15 protein-coding genes and 7 pseudogenes are annotated in these 20,142 nt (G+C 54.0%); 14 read left to right on the plus strand and 8 right to left on the minus strand.

Annotation, left to right across the window (positions count from 1 at the left end):
• Positions 1-127: 127 nt before the first annotated feature.
• The 4 genes and pseudogenes from PGX04_RS10205 to PGX04_RS10220 form a co-directional block, all read left to right on the plus strand.
• Positions 128-1,618, plus strand: coding sequence for a sulfatase-like hydrolase/transferase (locus tag PGX04_RS10205; RefSeq protein ID WP_273738394.1), 1,491 nt, complete (start codon positions 128-130; stop codon positions 1,616-1,618).
• Positions 1,611-2,576 (plus strand): glycosyltransferase family 2 protein, encoded by a 966-nt coding sequence (locus PGX04_RS10210; RefSeq protein WP_273738395.1) that lies wholly within the window; start codon positions 1,611-1,613, stop codon positions 2,574-2,576. The genes PGX04_RS10205 and PGX04_RS10210 overlap by 8 nt, the downstream gene beginning before the upstream one ends.
• A 323-nt stretch (positions 2,577-2,899) precedes the next feature.
• Positions 2,900-3,379 (plus strand): annotated as a pseudogene (locus tag PGX04_RS10215) (transposase); the annotation flags it as partial.
• 884 nt (positions 3,380-4,263) lie between these two features.
• Positions 4,264-4,533 (plus strand): annotated as a pseudogene (locus PGX04_RS10220) (IS1595 family transposase); the annotation flags it as partial.
• Here PGX04_RS10220 and PGX04_RS10225 read toward each other — a convergent pair.
• Positions 4,501-5,799, minus strand: coding sequence for an IS4 family transposase (locus tag PGX04_RS10225; RefSeq protein ID WP_273738396.1), 1,299 nt, complete (start codon positions 5,797-5,799; stop codon positions 4,501-4,503). The pseudogene PGX04_RS10220 and the gene PGX04_RS10225 sit on opposite strands and share 33 nt — an antisense overlap.
• Before the next feature lie 100 nt (positions 5,800-5,899).
• Here PGX04_RS10225 and PGX04_RS10230 point away from each other — a divergent pair.
• Positions 5,900-6,018, plus strand: a pseudogene (locus tag PGX04_RS10230) (IS1595 family transposase); the annotation flags it as partial.
• A 269-nt stretch (positions 6,019-6,287) separates the two neighbouring features.
• On the opposite strand, the gene PGX04_RS10235 reads toward PGX04_RS10230, so the two are convergent.
• On the minus strand, positions 6,288-7,685 hold the full coding sequence (locus PGX04_RS10235) for a sulfatase (RefSeq protein WP_273738397.1): 1,398 nt from the start codon (positions 7,683-7,685) through the stop codon (positions 6,288-6,290).
• Between the two features lie 26 nt (positions 7,686-7,711).
• Positions 7,712-9,259, minus strand: a complete 1,548-nt coding sequence (locus PGX04_RS10240) for a flippase (protein WP_273738398.1) — start codon at positions 9,257-9,259, stop codon at positions 7,712-7,714.
• Positions 9,260-9,468: 209 nt separating this feature from the next.
• On the opposite strand from PGX04_RS10240, the pseudogene PGX04_RS10245 reads away from it, so the two are divergent.
• The 3 genes and pseudogenes from PGX04_RS10245 (at position 9,469) to PGX04_RS10255 (ending at position 11,121) form a co-directional block, all read left to right on the plus strand.
• Positions 9,469-10,274 (plus strand): annotated as a pseudogene (locus PGX04_RS10245) (transposase).
• Positions 10,187-10,532 (plus strand): annotated as a pseudogene (locus PGX04_RS10250) (winged helix-turn-helix domain-containing protein); the annotation flags it as partial. The pseudogenes PGX04_RS10245 and PGX04_RS10250, both read left to right, overlap by 88 nt.
• Before the next feature lie 118 nt (positions 10,533-10,650).
• Positions 10,651-11,121 carry a dTDP-4-dehydrorhamnose 3,5-epimerase family protein gene (locus PGX04_RS10255; RefSeq protein ID WP_273738399.1) on the plus strand — a complete coding sequence of 157 codons (471 nt, stop codon included), beginning with the start codon at positions 10,651-10,653 and terminating at the stop codon, positions 11,119-11,121.
• Between the two features lie 6 nt (positions 11,122-11,127).
• Here PGX04_RS10255 and PGX04_RS10260 read toward each other — a convergent pair whose 3' ends face one another.
• Positions 11,128-12,453 (minus strand): sulfatase-like hydrolase/transferase, encoded by a 1,326-nt coding sequence (locus PGX04_RS10260; RefSeq protein ID WP_273738400.1) that lies wholly within the window; start codon positions 12,451-12,453, stop codon positions 11,128-11,130.
• Positions 12,454-12,558: 105 nt separating this feature from the next.
• Here PGX04_RS10260 and PGX04_RS10265 point away from each other — a divergent pair, with 105 nt between their 5' ends.
• Both PGX04_RS10265 and PGX04_RS10270 read left to right on the plus strand, forming a co-directional pair.
• Positions 12,559-13,632 carry a glucose-1-phosphate thymidylyltransferase gene (locus tag PGX04_RS10265; protein WP_273738401.1) on the plus strand — a complete coding sequence of 358 codons (1,074 nt, stop codon included), beginning with the start codon at positions 12,559-12,561 and terminating at the stop codon, positions 13,630-13,632.
• Positions 13,633-13,634: 2 nt separating this feature from the next.
• Complete coding sequence (locus PGX04_RS10270) at positions 13,635-13,814, plus strand: hypothetical protein (protein ID WP_273738402.1); 180 nt, start codon at positions 13,635-13,637, stop codon at positions 13,812-13,814.
• Here PGX04_RS10270 and rfbD read toward each other — a convergent pair.
• The gene (rfbD, locus tag PGX04_RS10275) at positions 13,811-14,698 is read right to left on the minus strand and encodes a dTDP-4-dehydrorhamnose reductase (RefSeq protein WP_273738403.1); all 888 of its coding nucleotides are present in this window, start codon (positions 14,696-14,698) and stop codon (positions 13,811-13,813) included. The genes PGX04_RS10270 and rfbD overlap by 4 nt on opposite strands.
• A gap of 53 nt (positions 14,699-14,751) precedes the next feature.
• Here rfbD and rfbB point away from each other — a divergent pair, with 53 nt between their 5' ends.
• Complete coding sequence (gene rfbB, locus PGX04_RS10280; RefSeq protein ID WP_273738404.1) at positions 14,752-15,675, plus strand: dTDP-glucose 4,6-dehydratase; 924 nt, start codon at positions 14,752-14,754, stop codon at positions 15,673-15,675.
• 9 nt (positions 15,676-15,684) lie between these two features.
• Positions 15,685-16,140, plus strand: a complete 456-nt coding sequence (locus tag PGX04_RS10285) for a GDP-mannose mannosyl hydrolase (RefSeq protein WP_273738405.1) — start codon at positions 15,685-15,687, stop codon at positions 16,138-16,140.
• Positions 16,141-16,167: 27 nt separating this feature from the next.
• On the opposite strand, the gene PGX04_RS10290 is transcribed toward PGX04_RS10285, so the two are convergent.
• Both PGX04_RS10290 and PGX04_RS10295 read right to left on the minus strand, forming a co-directional pair.
• Complete coding sequence (locus PGX04_RS10290) at positions 16,168-16,716, minus strand: metal-dependent hydrolase (protein WP_273738406.1); 549 nt, start codon at positions 16,714-16,716, stop codon at positions 16,168-16,170.
• Positions 16,717-16,789: 73 nt separating this feature from the next.
• Positions 16,790-17,595, minus strand: a pseudogene (locus PGX04_RS10295) (phosphoadenosine phosphosulfate reductase domain-containing protein); the annotation flags it as partial.
• Between the two features lie 315 nt (positions 17,596-17,910).
• Here PGX04_RS10295 and PGX04_RS10300 point away from each other — a divergent pair.
• A complete protein-coding gene (locus PGX04_RS10300; RefSeq protein WP_273738407.1) occupies positions 17,911-19,251 on the plus strand; it encodes an alkaline phosphatase family protein in 1,341 nt (446 codons plus the stop codon).
• A gap of 219 nt (positions 19,252-19,470) precedes the next feature.
• On the opposite strand, the gene PGX04_RS35030 is transcribed toward PGX04_RS10300, so the two are convergent.
• Positions 19,471-19,614 carry a hypothetical protein gene (locus PGX04_RS35030; protein WP_465263804.1) on the minus strand — a complete coding sequence of 48 codons (144 nt, stop codon included), beginning with the start codon at positions 19,612-19,614 and terminating at the stop codon, positions 19,471-19,473.
• On the opposite strand from PGX04_RS35030, the pseudogene PGX04_RS10305 reads away from it, so the two are divergent.
• Positions 19,583-20,142: pseudogene (locus PGX04_RS10305) on the plus strand (nucleotide sugar dehydrogenase); the annotation flags it as partial. The gene PGX04_RS35030 and the pseudogene PGX04_RS10305 sit on opposite strands and share 32 nt — an antisense overlap.

A 20,142-nucleotide genomic window follows, 5' to 3' on the forward strand; every position in this document is an offset into this window, starting at 1 on the left:
CTGAGTGCCTCCCCAACCATGGGCAGACCAGGTTATCTCCTTTGAGCGCCTCTCTACATAAACTAGACAGTGCCAGTTAGACCGATAACAATACTTTCTTTTACGTATAGTGTGTAATAGGACTCAAATGGATGATCATCAGAGAGACGCTCCTGATATAGCAATCATGATTGCTGATGATTTACGGGCATCAAGTACGACAACTGATCGAATGCCGTTTGCGTTCGACTTTTTTGATACGCAATTTTCCCGGTGTTTCTCGCCCAGTACGTGGACGTTACCGTCACACGCATCCTTGTTCTCAGGTGATAATCCCATAGAACACGGTATTACACGTAAGAATCATTCTTTAGAATCTAGACATGTGAAACTACCTTCTGCTGCAAAAGAAGCCGGATATACTACCGCTCTCTTCAGCGAGAATCCGTTCTTTAGTAGTTATCGTGGGTTCAATAACGGAATTGAGTTCATAGATGACCAAATAAATTACAAATTGAAATACTCGGATTTTTCCATTGCAAATCATGCTGATGATCCGACTACCGCTGCGAAAAAAACGCTATCCAATCTGTTGGTCAGCGATTTTCGTAAGGCAAATCTCTTGAATTCAATATTTGCGGTATATGAGCGTTACTTAGCGGATAATTCGAATTCTAATACGGGTACAGTACACAATACTAGGCGTGTACTATCCCACATCAATAAATACTGGGAAAATGACAGGATCGCCAACAAACCGACCCTAACATTCGTCAATTTTCTTGAGACACATAATCCACACACTGTCGTTCAAAGCAGTGCTGCTGAATTAGATCTTGAGTTTAGCGATGAAGAGATTGAAAATCTTAATAAAGAGGATGACGATCATGAGTACCTTTTCGGTCAGGATCCCGTCCGAGACCCATTCGATAGCTGGGATCAGCTATATCAACGAAAATGTGATGCATACCATACAGGAATACATAATTTTGATACTCTATTCAAGGATTTCATCTCGGGTCAGGATGAAAACGAGTTGTCAGATAAGCTAATCATTCTGACCGGTGATCATGGTGAAATGTTCGGTGAAGAAGAGATGGTTGGACATCAAACATCACTTCATCCTGCCGGCATTCAAGTGCCTTTGTTCGTAAAGTTTCCCGATAGTTGGGGAGAGGCTGACAGTACAATTAATGATCCTGTTAGCTGGCTGGGACTCAGTCGTACCCTGCGTAGTGTAGTCAACCAAAATATCTCCGATACTAAATCGTTTTATGATAAGTTGATACGTAACAGCCGAAATCCAGATACTGACAGTCTGGTATGTATTGTCGATGGGCCGAACTGGAATATTGATAAATTAAAACGTCAATACGACGAGGGAGCGGTGTCGGATATGCTGGAGATACGACGAATCGGCTTGATCAAGAGTGATAAGATGACCGTCTACTCATCAAAGTGGGATAGTGACGAGATTTGGGAACAACAGTATCGTTTAGACGATTATGATCGAATACTGGTGAAAGAACAAAAAGCTGATCCCGATATAAAGAGGTTTGCTCACTGGCTCGGTACCAATGATCAGGATACTGTCTCTGGGGAAGTTTCACAAAGATTAGAGGATCTTGGATATGTATAATAAAGATACAAGAAACAGCGGACTCTCAATGACCTCCGAATCGAATCAACCCCTCGTTTATGGTATTGTGCTCAATTGGAATGGATATGAGGATACTGTAAGCTGCCTGGACTCTTTACGTCAAATGAAATATGATAATTTTAGAATTGTCGTAGTAGATAACGGGTCAGAGGACGGATCAGGCAGTCGATTGGATAATGAATATCAAAACGTAGATGTCCTATTTAATCGAGAAAACCGCGGGTTTGCAGGGGGAATGAATACCGGAATACGGTTTGCGATTGATTCTGGTGCAGATTATGTTTGGGTACTAAATAATGACACCGTCGTACCGAGCGATAGCAACCCGGTTTCACATCTTATTGCTCCTCTCATGGAGCGACCAGATATCGGCATTACGTCTCCAGTGATACTGAAGCACGATACTAATTTAGTCTGGTTCTGGAAGGCGGAAGTTAATTCATATACACTAAATGCAAAACATGTGAATCAGTGGGAAGAGTTAGATGATTTTTCCAAGAAAACAAAAGAAGTGATGACTGGTTACATTCCACTTTGTGCTGCTATGATTGATGTGGATGTTATCAATGATGTTGGTTTGCTAAATGAACAATACTTTCTCTACTACGAAGATGTCGACTTTTCCATGAGAGTGAAGAAACACGGTTACGAACTCCTCACAAGAACCGATACAGAAGTTGAACACAAAGTCTCTCAGTCTACCGGAAGCAATCTTGACCCACTCAATTCCTATTATGCGGCTAGGAACAGGATTCTATTCCGTCGAGAAATAGATGGAACAAATTCAAAAATATACTTTATTATATCATATTTAATATGGTTGGTGCTTTTGACTGGCCACCGTATCATTCATCGAAAGGGTGAGGGACTACTGGCATTATTACGTGGGACATGGGATGGTATCCGCTCTCGGACAGGAAAGGGGCCATATCCATAATCATAATTTAGTACAAATCAGCAGGTGATCCGTATTTTCGGCTCTATTGAATCACTAGGTGACGTCGGGATAGGCCGGTAAATCAAAGGTAGTGAAGCGGGTGAGTGTAAGTTTAGATGCTTTGCTGAACGCAAGACGGCGTCGGGTAGGGTCGAATACTCACGGTTTTACGGCGTTAGAGACGGGCTCTTGGGGTCAGAAGATGAAATAGCTGTCATTAGCGGTGTTTATCGAAGGGTCAAAACTATTGTATTTTGCGTCATTGTTCCGGTGACGACGGCGATGCCCCTCCCGGATACGTCCGAAGAAAGAAAGCAAGCGGCGAGCTCGCGCTCGGTGGGGTCGCTGTCCCGGGTACAGTCGATGCAAATTTCGACTGATTCCGTGACGTGATGGTCGCTGACGGAACGATCCTGCGGTTACATCGGTTTCTCGCTGATGCGTACGAACCATGGAAAGGGGAGAAGGGTGGAGCGCGGCTCCACAACGTCACCGATCAGACGATCGACCAGTTCAGCATCACTGACGAAAAAGCACACGACAGCACGGAGTTTGACACAGGTCCATGGCTCAAAGGCCGTTGGTACTGTTCGATCAAATGTATTTCAAGTACCGCCGTTTCGCACTGATCGACGAGAAAGACGACTACTTCGTGAGTCGGCTAAATCAAACGTGAACCCGGTAATAACCGGAGAATTACGGGAATGGCGTGGCGACAGCATTCCCTTGGTGGGTGAGAAGATTCACGGCGTAGTCGATGACCTCTATCTATCGATGTTGAGGTTGAAGCGGAGTTCCAGCGTAGCGAGAATCGTACAGAGTTCATCAAACTGTGCTGGGGTGAGCTTCGGCGGCGAGCGGCCGCCGAAGCGCGGGCGGAGCTCCTCGACACTGTCTTCATTCCATGCGCCAGCACACCGACGTGTCGTGGATCGAGAGATCCGACGCGGTCGCCAGCTTCCTTTCGCGTATCGCCCTAGTAGAGGTTCTTCACGAAACACAACCGGCGGGCAAGACGGGGCTCGTCCGCCTTCTGCGCCTTCTTGATCGCATGGTCGAGTTCTGTTTTTGTTAGGTTCTTCACCAAAAGGCTCCGTAGCCTCCTCTTCATTGCAGTCTTTGCGCTTCTGAAAGGATAAACCTTTCGCAGACTACTCGATGACGACACCTTCCTGCTCCATCTCGTATCGTCGGCTTGCTGAAGCAGTGCGAATCATTCTCTGTTGAGTTGATCTTCGTCTCGGTTGTACTCGGTGAGGAATTTGTCAAGGACCGTTCACTCTTAGCCGGACGCTCTTGTGAAGCACGTTGTTGGTGGAGAGTCGTCTGGTGGTTTCGACACAGCACGGAGTTTATCAAGCGCCGACCAAGTTATCGATCTGAGCAGCTATGAGGGTGGTTTTACGATCGGCCCTGACCGCTAATCGCGGTTACCAACAATCTCCTTCACAAGAGCGTAGCCGGAAGAACGATATTCGAGAAACCCTGAAGGGTCTTGTTACTGGCCGCAACAAGACCTGTCATGTAGATCGTGATGTAGTATTTCTGCCTCGTCGAGAAACACTCCAACTGGTCGATCGACTCAGTACAAGACAGGAACGACGTGATCGGCATTATCAACGGTTCACGTGGTATATACGCGATCTAACGGCATAACGTGCGAAGTCAAGTAGCTAAAAGTAGATGGCCACCAGTGGTTATCCTCGCTGATCGCGGCAGCGATCAGCGATATGTTGTGACTTCGGAATCCACTGACAAATCGACCGTGCGACTCCTCCTTGACAACCACGAGGAGGAGTCACCGACCGTCTACACCGATAGATTTCGTGTCTACGACCCTCTCGATGGTGAGGGAGAATACGTAGATGGAGATATCCACGTGAATACCTGCGAGAGTCACCGTCGCGCCAGCATTGGTGTTCGGTTAAGCACTGGATCGCCTCATGAAGGCTTTAGTCACTCGTTCGCTGAGTAAGAGGCGTGATTTCTCTGGTTGACGAGCATCACGAAACATCAACTCCGACAGGTTTGGCGGTGGATGCCCGAACGACTGGCTCAAATCTTCGAGGATGAGCTGGGCGAGAGACCGGAAGGTCTTCGCCCAGCGTTCCCGGGGGAATATCGTCTCAGGGAACAGCTCCTGAAACACGCCGAGTAAGGCTCTGCTGACCACAAGCGTCAGCAGAGCCGCCACAACCAGCAGTTCCACGATTGCTGGATCGCTTGTCTGGAACTTCTCCAGCCCGTATAGCGATTTTAACTCTCGGAACAGCAACTCCACCTCCCACCGCAACCCATACAGCGCCGCAACCTGCTTCGGAGTGAACTCATCGGGCAGGTTCGTGACGTACAGATGGTAGTCGTCGGTGTCCTCGTTGCGGACACCGACGACGCGGAACTCCATCGTGTCGGTTGATTGTTTCCCAGCGTACGGCCGTCGCTTGAACGTGATCTCCACAGTCACGTCGATGAGCTCTCGTGTGAGGTCGCCCAGAACGTCCTGAAGGCGACGGCCTGGCAAGGAAATGGCGCACCCGCGCCATTTCCGCCGCTCTCCGACGATTAACGGGTTCGCGTTCGACTTCAGCCGCGTCAGAAAGAACCCGCCGTTTTCCTCGATCAACGCGAACCGGCGGAAACTGTAGAACCCGAGATCGAACAGCAACAACCGGCCTCGCAGCCAGCTCCCTGTTTGGAGCTGGCTGCTCTCCTGGGTGCGTTCGTCGGTGAGCTGGAATGGTGCGAGGCTCTGAGTAGTGGCATTATGGACGAGGTGAAGCTTTGCGCCGGACTGATCCGAGTGAGTCGCTGGAAACTCGCTGAGGAGCCGATGCAACCGGAAGACGGTTGCATCGGCGATCAGCACCTCACGAAACAATTCGAACCGTGGAGCGATCGTGTGAGGAACCGCGACCTCCTCGAGAGCATGCTCGAGGAGGTCGCTCATCAATGCAGCAAGTGCTGGGGTGAATCGGTCGTAGAAGCTGGAACGAGCAACAGTCTGGTTGGTCGCTGCGGAGTAGGCGCGCTGAAATCCGGCGATAGTCCGGGCTTCGCCGTCGACGGCGAAGCCCATGATAAGCGTCCAAGCGAGCATCGTTATGTCGATTGTTTGGTGGCGTTGGACGACATCGCGCTCGTACGCGATCTCTTCGATAAGCTCAGCTGGAAAGAGGGAAGTCAGCCGCCGTCGAATGAGAGTTGGGGAGAGTTCGGGTTTCACAACCTCTCCCCACGCGGTCTACAACGATAACTTCATCAAATGAGCGCTGTCTCTCGGTTTCTCGGCTTAACCGAACACGGATGGTCGCGCCAGCGATGCATGGCTCTTGCCTCATCAAGGCGTCACAAAGGGCAAACTGACAGCGTATCTCTGGACGTTCCAGATCCGGCAAAGAATCCTCCGCAACCCAGTCGAGAAGCCCTCAAAGAAATCGTTCGATGTCCTCTGACTCACCAACAATGTGCTTCACAAGAGCGTGGTCATAGTCTCCTCTGGAGTCCTGAATGCGTGAAGCGGAACGAGATCTCTACGGGCTTGCAGCCACGGCCAATCCCGATCGGCCGGACTGCGATCCCAATTTTCCCGCTCCTTCGCATCCGAGGTCCGTCACGCTCCCGTACTCGGAGGTGCATGTCATAGATCGACTTCGGGACTTTATAGCATACATCACGCTTCAGGTATTTAGCGGAATTCTCATAGAATCACGCTCACATATACCCAAGGTCTTCAAGTTGACGACGTGTCTTTTCTTCTAATTCTCTCTCTGATTCTTTGCCTTCATACCTATCCATTTGATCAAGTAACTCTTGTTCAGTGTTTCGAAGCTCTACTTCTCGGTCATCACACTGCAGTTCGGATCCGTCTGGGGAACGAAGTGTATATTCATCGGTTTCAAGATTATGGACGCCGCTCACATCTGGGAGGTACAACGCCCGATAACCTCTTGTAGAGTATTGATCATCAGGAATAGCTATATCTTGATGTTTTCCCAGGGATTCAGCGCAGGCTGCGATTTCAGCGTTTCGTGTTACCTCAGTGGATTGGTCGGGACTAAATTCACCGGTAGCAAGATCAAGGATAAAATCGTAGACATCTGTGAGCGAGGTTATTCGAGTAATCCGTTTGGACTCATCAGCGCCACCTGGTGGACGAATAATGACGGGAACGTGTAAAAGTTCCTTATATAAAAAAGTCCCGTGCCCCCAATATTCATGGTCGCCAAGACATTGCCCATGGTCACCAAGGACAACAAGTGCAGTATTGTCTAAAATTCCTCGTTCATTTAATTCAGCGATAAATTCTCCGATTGTTTTATCAAGATAGTGTAGTGAAGAGTCATAAGCATCTACGATAGTAGTCTTGTCAGTTTTTGGCGGATTTATTAACGAACCTAGGTTCCAATTGATATCTAGCTCTTCACCGGTTGTTTCATCAAGGAATTTGTCATATGGTTCATCAAGTAAGTACGGTTCATGGCCATCCATATAGTTTGCAAACAGAAAGAATGGATCGTCGCCTGCATCGGTATCTAGCCAGTCAATCATGACGTCGTTCAGGCGATCTCCCTTCGGGAACGTCCAGTTAGAAAGGCGTAGAGATACTGCGTTGACAGTTCGCTTAATTGGATTGTCACCAAGTATCCACTGTCCTGCTTGATAAGCGGTTTTAAAGGTATTGTCATACCAATTCAATTCCCGTGGATCCCCTGCGTCGTCGAACGGCAACTTTGATCGAATGTGATCTATCTGATCAAAACCTGTATCAAAACCAAACTCATTGGTCAGCCATGGGTTCCCAGAGAAACATGCAGTGTGATACCCTTTTTTCCTCAGCTTTCCAGAAAGTGTTTCATCAGCATTCTGAGAAAGATACTTATGATCCGCATGTGCTCCGTGTTCCGTTGGCAAACGTCCCGTGAACAAAGACCCGTGAGCAGGGACAGTCCAAGAACCAGTCGAATATGCATGCTCGAACGTATATGCATCTTCTGCGAATGCGCTAAGTTCAGGGGTCGTTTCTCGCTTGTATCCATAGGTAGAGCAATGATCAGCTCGGATAGAGTCGAGAACCAGTACAATTACATTATTCGTTTGTGTCTCATCCATAATGCTACCTCTGTTATTAGCTCTACTCACAGTTCTTCCTCTTTATTATTTTGTCCCTCGATTTGTTGCGTCACAAATGGGAGATCCACACCGAGACGGTTCTCGAGACGCTGCAAAATAAGTTCATCTGTTGTCTCAAGACTTTGTGTAGCGAAGACAGAAACGAACTGAATAATCGCGATCACTCCTCCGATTACGAGTAACATGATAAGATCAAGTGACTGGCTCGCTGTGAGAGAAGCAATACTGATAGCGACCACTGTCGTCGGAATTAAGGGTTTTACTGTATTTAGAGAGAAGGGATGAGTTCCAATGGAGTGATAGACAACTCCGAGCTCAATAACGTTGTATACAAAATACCCAACGCCTGTGGCGAATGCTGCACCAGATATACCATATATTGGTATGAGCGTCACGTTTAATATTATGTTCACAAGAAGTCCAGCAACTGCTGAAATCATGTCTATCCGTGTCCGATTAATTGCTTTTATCATAGCTGCATTTGGTCCCACGAACACTCGGAGATAACTTCCTGTTGCAAGGACACTAAACGCAAGAGCTGCTGGTGCGTAATCCGCACCGTAGAAAGCAACAACGACATCCTCCGAAAAGAGAACAAATACGAGTGCGATAGGAAACGCGATCAGCGAAACGAGCTTTGTTGTTGAAGTGAATAGGTTATTAACAATATTAATATCATTGGATTTGTAGTGTTTAGTGACTATTGGCATGAATAAGAAAACGAACGACGAAAGAATAACTAGTAACAGTAATGCTAATGGTTGGATAGCTCGGTAATAGCCAACCTGTCTTGATTCTAGAAAATATCCAACCATCAATATGTCGAAATTTCCTACCAGAATGAGGAATCCACTACTGACTGCTAATGGCCAAGAGAATGAAAAGGTTTCATTTATTTCGCTTTTATTAGGCATCCAGTTCCGTCCAGTACCAGCGAATAGTTGCTCATAGAGAAAATATGCTGCAACAAGAGCAATAATAAGCTGTGTTACGATATAGTATCCGACCGCACCAATTGTTTCTGCTCCAATCCATATCATAAACACAAGTCCAACTATGCCAGAAATTCGACCACTATTCCGAGCGACGACTGTCTTCCAACTTTGTTCAATCCCACGCAGCCCACCAATACTGACACGCGCCGCAGGAAATGTGAGCAGGTAGAGCCCGAACCAGGGTAGAACCGTAGCCATTTCTGGGTTGCCAAATATTTCCCCAATAGTTGATGAAAAGGCAATTAGACTGATAAAAGTTAAAAGTCCAATTGATATAGTGATTGAAAATCCTGAAAGTAATAGTCGTTGTTTCCGTTCCTGGGATTCATCCCCTGATATGAGTCGGGGAACACCCTGCGCAGTCCCAAGCGTCACAATGACTGCAAGCATTGAAACAATTGTATAAGCAAGTGCAATATCACCAAACTGATCTGGGAGCAGTATTCGCGCAAGAAGTACCTCTCCTAGTAGACCGATCCCTCTACCGATTATTGTACCGAGAAAAATGATGCCTGCTCCGCGAAGAACATCAATAAGCCCGTCAGATGACCCAGTCATAGTACCAGCCTTAAGTGCACTACTGTAGAATTTGTATTAGAGCAGATTATTGTTACGATTCAAGGGCAGTGTTTAGTTTAGCACCTCTGCTAGCATTTGACCGGTAAGTGACTGACGCAGCGTTGTGTATCGCCGGGTTCTATTGAATCCACCGACAGCGTCGGGATAAGTCGTTAGTATGATTGAATTGAAGCGGAAAAGGAAGCTTTGTGCAAAAGACTCTTTTCCGCTTCATTAAACAGGCTGTATCGATCGCACGAAGACTTACTGATGCAGCGCTGATGCAGATCAGCCACCCTGCCGGCAACTCCGTTGCCGGCTGGAAGCATGCTGTCCCGCATTTTCTCCGGTTTCACATGGAAGCGACGCTCGAAGAAGTTCTCGATTGGACCGAAGAGATGGAGCAGCTGTGAGTCGCGCTCGAGATCGAGCGCGGCGAGTTCCCCGGCCCATCCGCGCTCTGCAAGTCCTTTGACCGAGCGCCAATGCATATCTGGCGAGAGCTGCTCCGACTCTCGTCGGAACTGCTCGAGCAGTCCGGTCACGCCGCTATCGACGATACTTCGACCGCCGACAGGCCTCAACTCACTACCTCAAACGCTGTGATCGGGAAGTACAAACGATACAAGTGACGTTTCTCATCGATACCGCGCAGGGCGCAGTTATCAACGCCCACTGCAGGACGAAGTGGCCCAATGGAACCAACATCGGGCCGCAGGTCGCCCGGCGCAACGCCGGCGACCTGCTCAGCCTCGCCGCGACAAAGGCTATGACGACATGAGCTTCTGCGAAGAACTTCGGTCTGAAGACGTGAGACCACTGATCAAACATCGCGTCTTTACATCCTACGAACGCGCACAACGCACGGATCGAGGACGACCTGTTCAATCAGCGCTCGATCTGTGAAACCGTGAACTCAGTCATCAAGCGCTCGTACGGCAGTATCTCGACGAAACGCACGACGTTGAATACTCAACCCCGAGTTGCCGGCGGTTGCTCAAAAAAGCGGGATTGAGCTATCAAAAACCACGCTGTACAGCCGCCGAGTCTAATGCTGACGAGCAAGAGACGTTCCGCGAGGAGTTCAAAAAAGCGGCGGGGATTGGACGCCACAGTAGTCTGTATCGATCAAACCGAGAAATCCGTGCAAGTTGAGCCGCGTATCGCGTGGTTTCCGCACGGCACGCGGCCGGCAGTTGAACTTTCTGGACAACGCGACTGGACATGTTTACTCGGCACGATCACCGTCTTCGGTGATCGCTTTTTCTCTCGATTGGTTCTATTGAATCCACTGACGACTTATCCCGACGCTGTCAGTGGATTCAATAGAACCAATATAAACCGAATATGTAATATAGCCACCGTGAATATTTCGTTATGATTGCTAAGACATGGCTCATATACATGATGTCACCCTTCGAGACCTCCAAGTAAACGCCGACGAACGCGGCCACCTCGTGGAAGTCTTCCGCGAGGACTGGGAACTCTACGACCCCGATCCCGCGATGTCGTACTACTCGATGACCTATCCAGGTATTATTCGAGCCTGGCACCGCCATCATGAGGGCCAGGTTGACCACTTCATCTGTCCAAAGGGACGGATCAAGGTCGGCATCTACGACGAGCGTGAGGACTCCCCGACCCAGGGCGAACTCGACACCTTCGTCATCGGGGAGGACAACCAGCAGGCGATCCGCATTCCGGGTGGCTGCTGGCACGGCTTCAAGGCGATCGGCGATGAACCGGCGTTCCTGCTCAACTTCCCCACGGAGCTCTACGACTACGAGAATCCCGACGAGGAACGCATCCCCTACGACACCGACAGAATCCCTCTGGATTGGGAAGAGCCGCCGCACGAGTAACGACGGTCACTCGGCGTATCCAAGATCCGAGAGACGCTCTTGCACGTCCGAAGACAGATCTACATCGGAGCCAGTTGCCCGCTCCCGAGGAACGTACTCTAGAAGGCGTTCTTTCACATTCGAATCGGGGACAGGGTCGCCAGTTTCAAAGTCAATCACCAGCGACCGGTCGTCCATCGGGACGTAAATGAGGTGATCGTCATCCACAGTGACGCTGATTTGGTTCGGCCCATACGCAATTTCTTGAGAGAGCATCGGCTCGTTTGCCGGGACAGGATCTTGAAGCGGCCGCCCGTCAAACTCGAGGGGCACGTCCGCTCCTAACTCCTGAAGGATCGTCGGCACGATGTCGGTCGAACTCCGCCGTGATTCAGCGGACGGAATTCCGTCGATAGTCGTCGCGATTGGGACTTCGAGAACTGGCGGAACGAGTGCGTGGCCGTGACCGACGCCACTGATTCCGCGGGAGTCCTCGAAATGAGCTTCCTCGAATTCATCGTACTCCCAGAACTCCTCTCCATGGTCGCTGGTCACGATGACGAGGGCTTCATCCAGGTCTACTAATGCATCGAGTGCGCGCTCAATCTGCTCGTCGACGTAGCGGACGAGCGTGTCATACAGGAGTTCCCGCGCGGAACGGTACTCTTCAAACGCCTCGCTCTGCTTGTCACCTGACGTGAATCGCCAGCGGTCAATTCCGTCAAGATTCGGAATCTCCCCGAAATAGTTGGTCTCGGGTTCGTGAAGTGGCTCATGCAGATCGCCTAATTGAACGTAGCCAAACTTCGGACTAGATTCCGCATTCCACCAATCACTCATTTCCGAGAGGAGCGTTTCGGCATCCGCATCATGGCGTCGTTTCATGGACTTGAATCGGCCTTCGACCGGAACAGCAGCGGTCCCGATCGCCGTGAGGAACTGCGTCTCATAGCCGTTTGCATCAAGCAATTCGGCGATCGTATAGACATCGTCACGGACGCCGTTTGGAGGATTGCTGAGGTCCTGATTCCGCGACGAGTCATCCGGATACGCAGCACCGTGCCTGTGTGGATACAAACCGGTGAGAATGGACGGAACTGAGCTGAATGTCCACGGTGCAGCTGCAATCGCTGGTGTGAATGAGTTCAACGAATCAATGAACGGGGTTGTATCACGCCGATAGCCGGTTCGGGAGATCCGGTCGTTGCGCAGGCAATCGATCGTGATGACGAGGACATTCTGGGGTTCGTCTATAGTGACCGCTGGAACCTTCCTTGATCTCGATTCGAACGCTATCCGGCTTCGATACCGCCGGAACGCGTCGAGACCGGTTTTCGCGAACTCTTTGAGCATTATCGGATGATTTTGGCCAAGCTCTATAACAGTTTTCTTAGACTTGTTGAATCAGATACTCCGACAAACGAACGGTATTTCAATCAGTATGAGAATGATGATACCATGAAAGGCGTCCTGCTATCGGGGGGGACGGGGTCGCGGCTCCGCCCGATCACCCACACCGGCCCGAAACAGCTCGTGCCCGTCGCGAACAAACCGGTCCTTGAGTACGCGATTGAGGACCTCAAGGAAGCCGGCGTCACCGAAATCGGCGTCATCCTCGGCCACAAGGGCCGCGAGGAGATTCAGGAACTGCTCGGCGATGGCAGCGACTACGGCGTCGAGATCACGTACATCGTCCAGGGGAATCCACTCGGCCTCGCCCACGCCGCGGGCTGTGCGCGCGATTTCGTCGGTGACGACGACTTCGTGATGTATCTCGGGGATAACATCCTCAAGCAGGGGATCGCGGAGCTCGTCGAGAGCTTCGAGCGCGGCGACTACGGCGCCGGGATCGCGCTCCAAGAGGTCGATAATCCCCAGCAGTTCGGGATCGCCGACGTCGATGACGACGGCACCGTCACGCAGCTCATCGAGAAGCCCGACGACCCCCCAACCAATCTCGCGCTCATCGGGATCTATGTCTTCTCGAACGAAGTCTTCGATGTCATTGAGCGCCTCGAGCCGTCGTGGCGCGGCGAGCTCGAGATCACGGACGCGATCCAGACGCTCTTGGAAGACGGGCACTCGATCGACTCCCACGTCGTCCGTGGCTGGTGGAAGGACACGGGGAAACCGGAGGACATCCTTGAGGCCAATCGCCTAGTACTAGAGGACGATCACCTCGAGCGTGAGGGCCGGATTGCGCCTGAGGCAACCGTCGAGGGACGGGTTGCTCTCGCCGAAACGGCGACCATCGAAGACGGCGCCGTCGTCCGCGGCCCGGTCTCGATCGCCGCAAACACGGTGATCGAGTCGGGCACCTACGTCGGGCCATACACGGCTATCGGCTCGGACTCAACCCTCGAGGGCGTTCATATCGAGAACAGCGTCGTCATCGGCGAGTCGACAATTGAAACGAACGGCAAGATCGTGGACAGTCTCCTCGGTCGCGGTGCGGATATCGGCCGCGCGGATGACGACCTCCCGGAGGGGCGGCGCCTCGTCGTCGGCGAGAACTCGCAGCTCAAACTCTAACCATGCGCATCATCACGCACACCTGCACGGACTGTGGCACCGTCGTCTCGGCGAACGAACTCGAAGGTAATCGCGTCATGAAGTGTCCGGGCCTCGACTGTGAGAACGTGCTCCGGTTTGCGGATCTCCCACAGGAGGACCGCCAGTTCTTCCTCGAACACGTCGAGCAATACGAGCTCTAGAACTGCGCCTCGATCGCCCGTAACTCGTCCTCGAGCGGCGGTTGCTGCCGCCCGAGTTCGTGTTCGACCGCAGTCACATCGAGACACGTGTACGCTGGTCGCGCCGCTGGTCTCGAGATATCTGCCTGTTCGCTCTCGTTGATCAAGGTCTCATCAGCCCCCTGTATCCGAGCGATCTCGTGGCCAAACTCGTACGGCGTCACGCACGAGCGGCTTGCAACGTGATACGTTCCCTCCGCACTCGTCTCGAGGAGCTCGAGGATCGTTTCCGCGGCCTGGCTGGCTCGAGTCGGTGTGAGGTGCTGATCGACGAAGAGCGGGACCTCGTCGTCCGATCGTAGCGTATCACGAACCCAGGACGGAAAACCGACGAGATCGTCGGTATCGCCGCGAACCCCGTAAACGAACGAGAGTCGGACTACTAGACTCTCACCAGCGATGGCGCGGACGGCTTCCTCGCCAGCCAGCTTCGATTCGCCGTAGACCTGGATCGGATCCGTCGACGCCGTTTCGTCGTACGGCTCCGATGTGTCCCCATCGAAGACGTAGTCCGTCGACACATGAACGAACGGAACGTCGCGCGCTGCACAGCAACTGGCGAGGTCTCCCGGAGCTGTCCCGTTGACGTCGAACGCGGCCTCGCGATCCGACTCGCAGCCGTCCACGTCCGTCATGGCAGCACAGTTGACCACGACCTCGGGCTGATAGTCGTCAAGGATCGTTCGGAACGCGTCTGTCTCCCGAACGTCGTGGTGCTCGAGTGAGATATCGAAATCGGGTGCGTTCGAATGGTACGTCCCAACCACATCGATCGATCGCTCGAGGCACCGACTGACGAGCGCGCTTCCGAGTAAACCACCGGAGCCGAGAACGAGTACGTCCATGTACACACTGGTTTTCCGAAACTGTAAATATATGCTGGGATACACATGGGTGTATGCAAATACTTGTTACCGGTGGTGCGGGATTCATCGGTTCCAACTACGTCCGCTATCTCCTCGAGAACCGCGAGGACGATGTCGTCACGCTCGACGCGTTGACCTACGCGGGATCACTCGACAACCTCGACGGCGTACTTGATCATCCCCGACACGAATTTGTCGAGGGCAGTATCTGTGATCATGACCTCGTCACCGATCTCGTTTCGGATGTCGATGCGATCGTCAACTTCGCGGCCGAATCGCACGTGGATCGCTCGATCGAGGGCGCCGGTTCGTTCGTCACGACGAACGTTCAGGGAACCCAGACGCTTCTCGAGGCCGCACTCGATGCGGATATCGATCGCTTTCTCCAGATCTCGACCGACGAGGTGTACGGACAGATTCTCGACGGCACCTTCAGCGAGGACGATCGGTTGAATCCGCGGAATCCCTACGCTGCGACGAAAGCCAGTGCCGATTTGCTGGCGAAAAGTTACGGGACGACGCACGACCTGCCCGTGCTCATCACGCGCACGTGTAACAACTTCGGTCCGCGCCAGCACACGGAGAAACTCATTCCGAAGTTCATCCGAAACGCCGCTGCAGGCAACGAGCTCCCCGTCTACGGTGATGGGTCGAACGTCCGCGAGTGGATTTACGTCGAGGACAACTGTCGCGCACTCGACGTTGTGCTCCGGGAGGGCGAGCCGGGCGAGGTGTACAATATCGGCTCCGGCGAAGAGCGGACGAACCTCGAAGTGACCGAAGCGATCCTCGACGCCGTTGGTGGGTCGGACGACCAGATCACGTTCGTCGAGGACCGCGCCGGCCACGACCAGCGATATGCCCTCGAGACGAACAAGATCGAGCGCCTCGGCTGGGAACCGCAGTGGTCCTTCGAGGACGGACTGGAGCAGACGGTCGACTATCACCGTCCGTGAGGACGACGGATGGCTGACAACGATCGCTGGATAGCCTCGGAGGAGTGGGACGTCGTCGTCGACAACGTGCCGATCGTCTCGGTCGACTTGATCGTCAAATACGAGGGCGGTGTCCTGCTCGGGTTGCGCGAGAACGAGCCAGCGAAAGGTGAGTGGTTCGTGCCCGGCGGCACCGTCCTCAAGAACGAGCGGCTGACGGAGGCCGTCCAGCGAGTCGCCGAGACGGAGCTCGGCTGTGACGTTGAGATTCACGAGAAGCTCGGCGTCTTCGAGCACTTCTACGACACCTCCGAAATCGACGGTGTCGATAGCAAACACTACGTCGCCACTGCGTTCGTCGTCGAACCAGTCGACGATCAGCAGGTAGTGGTATCCGACGACCAACACAGTCACCTCCGTGTGGTCGACCCGCCAGTCGAGGACCTCCATCCGTACGTACAACGGTATCTCGAGCAGCTCCCGTAGCCGAGAACCAACTGTGGGTTCCGTCCGTTACGTCTCCCGATCGGGGCCGCGTACAGACAGCCTTTCGGAGAGTGAGCCTCTGGCATAAATGATGAGAAAGGTTAGTCCAGAGAGAACGCCATACCCGTTCACCAGCGGATAGGCCGCACGGCTCCGGTTGGGAGCATCGGTCGCAACTGCTGGCGCAGGATTCCGAACCCCGGTGGTTCCGACGGTGTCACCAAGGACGAGTTCGGTGGGATAGGTGAGTCCGAACCCGACATTAGACAGTGGATACAGGAACGTGACTGGGCCACCGTTGAGAAAGTCGAGCAGGAGGTGACTGAACAGGAGCGTGATAATCACGATCGCATACGTCGAGTCGTCTCGGTGCCAGCGTTCGGCAACGAACACGATACCGCCAAGCAGCCCTAAGGTGATAATCGAATGCAGCGCTCCTTGGAGGCCGAGCAGTTTGTCGATATCCGGAAGGACTGCAAAGCCTGCCAACAACAGATACGACGGCGACGGAAAGAGCGCCGGTCGTACCACGTACGCAACCGTGATTGGGAGAAAGAGATGGGTGAGTAGATCCATGTGCGTTGTAAGCAGATTACCGGAGAGTCAGTTGAGCGTTTGGATTGAAGAAGTGAAAAAGATTCGGTGAGTGTTATAGTCGCGACGATCGGACAGCGGAGATATGAGTAGTACTATGTTCACATGTAGCGCGGTCGCGCAGCCGTTCCATCAGGTCTTCTTTGTCCTGGGCCCGCCCGGCGCGCTCGGTAATGTTCTCCAGATCCTGCAGCCACGCCGGATCCTCGGTCGTCTTCTCCGTGCTCACTTCGCTCCCGAGCGAGCGGAAGCCGGCGAAGGACTTCGGCGAGATCGGCACATCGGCCTGGTCGACGCCCTCAGGTAGATCTTCGGCCGACTGCGGGACGTAGCCGTCCTCCGGGAACGCCACCACGGTATCCGGAATCCGGAACCACGTAGTTCCAGACGACGTCCCACACGTCGGTTTCGTCGAACTGGAGGATGGGCTGGATGCGATCGTGGGGTGGGTGGATCTCGGGGGCGTGGCGGGGCGAGAAGAACGTCCCATCGGCGCGGGCATCCCGTTCGTCCCACCGGACGCCGGGGATGACGCCATCGATCGCGTCCGCCTCGAGCGCGTCGGTGAGCGCGACCGTCTTCAGGAGATGGTTCCCGACGTACGTATCGAGCAGGAACGGGAACGTGTCCTCCTCATACTCGAGGAGCTCGCGGACGTGGTGTTGGTTGTGCTCGGACAGGGCCGAAATTGGATGTCGTCGGTTCGAGGCCGTGCCCGTCAACGTACGCGCCGGCGTCCTCGTTGCGCGCGTACACGAGGTCGATCTCCCACTCATCGGCCCAGTAGTCAACGAAGTCCGTAATCTCGTCGAAGTGTTAATAGTGGTCGATAAACACCGCAGTCGGCTTCTCGTAGCCGAACAGGGGCAGACTCGACAAGGGCGAGTCCGGTCGGCTCCGTCACCGCCCGCGACACGCGCGGAACCTCTCCAATGTGAGACGTCACCTAGGTATGCTGTCCATCCCGCTGCGGTGACGCTGCTTCACGGGTCGGCAGTCGCACGTGTCCTCGCCATGTGGACGATCGCGCCAGTGAGTGCAAGTTGTACGCCTTCGTCGTGGCCCCCTTCTCCTGTGAGCAGTGGACTCTTGGATCGTCGGTTGCCACTCACTGATCGAGCGCCAGCAGTATTGAATATCCGAACGGTTTTGTCCGTGCACCGTCCCCCACCGTTCATGGGCCTATTCGACAAACTGCGTGGCGGCTCGGATTCCCGAGTCGTGTTTCTTGGCATCGACGGCGTCCCGTACGAACTCATCGCCGAACATCCGGACGTCTTTCCGAACCTGACCGAGATCGAACGGACAGGTAGCGGCGGACAGATCTCCAGTATTGTCCCGCCGGAATCGAGCGCGTGTTGGCCGAGCCTGACTACCGGCAAAAACCCCGGTCAAACTGGCGTGTACGGCTTTCAGGACCGCAAAACGGAGACATACGAGACATACGTCCCGATGGGGAGCCACGTCGCCGCCGATCGGGTCTGGGATATCGTGACGAACCACGGCCGTGATGCGGCCGTGTTCAACGTCCCGGTCACGTTCCCCCCGTCGTCCCGGGTCCAGCGTCAGGTGTCGGGCTTCCTGTCGCCCTCCGTCGCAGACGCCGCGAGTAGCACGGCCCTCCAGCAGACGCTCGAAAAATTCGACTATCAGATCGACGTCGACGCACAGCTCGGCCACGACGACGAGAAGGACGCGTTCATCGACAACGCCCACGACACGCTTGAGGCGCGGCGTGACGCCTTCGTGCACTACCTCGACCAAGACGATTGGGACCTCTTTTTCGGCGTCTTCATGACCACCGATCGGGTGAACCACTTCCTCTTCGGCGACTACGCGACCGACGGCGAGTACGCCGACGAGTTCCTCGAGTTCTACCGGACCCTCGACGAGTACATCGGCGACGTTCGCGACCGGCTCGACGACGACACGACGCTCGTTGTTGCCTCCGATCACGGGTTCACACAGCTCGAGTACGAAGTCAATCTCAACCAGTGGCTCGCCGACACTGGCTGGCTCTCCTATGACACTGACGACCACGAGGACCTCACCGATATCAGTCCACGCACACGTGCCTACTCGCTCATCCCGGGCCGGGTCTTCCTGAACCTCGAGGGGCGGGAACCGGACGGGACCGTGCCCGAGTCCGAGTACGACGCCGTCCGCGAGGAACTGATCGCCGATCTGGAAGGGGTCACCGGCCCCGACGGCCGCCAGGTGTGTCGCAGGATTGTAAGGAGTGAAGACGCCTTCGATGGAGAGCAGACGGAAATCGCACCTGACCTCGTCGTGATTCCGGCCGACGGGTTCGATCTCAAATCCGCGTTCAAAGAGAAAACGGCCGTGTTTACCGAAGGGCCGCGAAACGGAATGCACAAGTTCGAGAACGCCTGCTTGTTCTCGACCAGCGAGACGCTCGATGTGTCGGACGCCGACCTGCTCGATATCGCCCCGACACTCCTCGAGCTGCTGGAAATCGAGCCGGGAGAGCTGGACGGCCGGAGCCTGCTCGCGTAACCAGTTCCACCTTCCTCCCTAAAGTCGAAATATTCACCGTGGGTCTGCTACCGATACGCCTGAAGTCATCCTCCCTGGTCGCTCGCCGAACACCGGGGCGTGGCACCCGCAATTACAGTTACTAAGACAGCGTCACGAACCCGACGAAGGCCAGTGCAAACCGACCCCGGAGCATCGATCGACGACGAACGGAAGCGCCGATCGAACCCGACCCGCCAGTTACCGATCGACCGAATTCAGGAAGAACGACGAGACCACGGTCTGCAGGCCGATCACGATGGCTGTGAACGCGACGAGCGACCCCATCGTGAACGCGAGCGGCCCGAACCCGCTCGAGACCCACGCGGCACCGGTCGTCGACACGGAGCCGCGTACGGCCGCGATGATCAAGTACGCGAACAACGCCTTCCTCGCCGCAAAGATCAGCCTCGTCAACGATCTCGGGAATATCTGCAAGGAGTTCGGGATCGATGCCTACGAAGTGATGGACGCGATCGGCCTCGACGACCGCATTGCCGCGCAATTCCTCCGCAGCGGCGTCGGGTGGGGCGGCTCGTGTTTCCCGAAGGACGTCGCCGCCATCCGGGCCGCCGCGCGCGAAGCGGGCTACGAGCCGGCCGTCCTCGAGGCCGCCGTTGACGTCAATGACTACCAGCCCGAGCGATTGGTCGACCTCCTCGCAACCCACGTCGACCTCGAGGGGGCGCGGATCGCGGTGCTCGGCCTCGCGTTCAAACCCCAGACGGACGATATCCGGAACTCCCGGGCGATCCCCGTCATCGAGTTATTGCGGGAGCGCGGCGCCGAGCTCGTCGCGTACGATCCGGTCGCAGTCGAGCCCATGCGGGAGCGGTTCCCCGAGCTCGAGGCCACCGCGAGCGCCGCGGCGGC

It is taken from the genome of Natrinema soli (genome assembly GCF_028618695.1).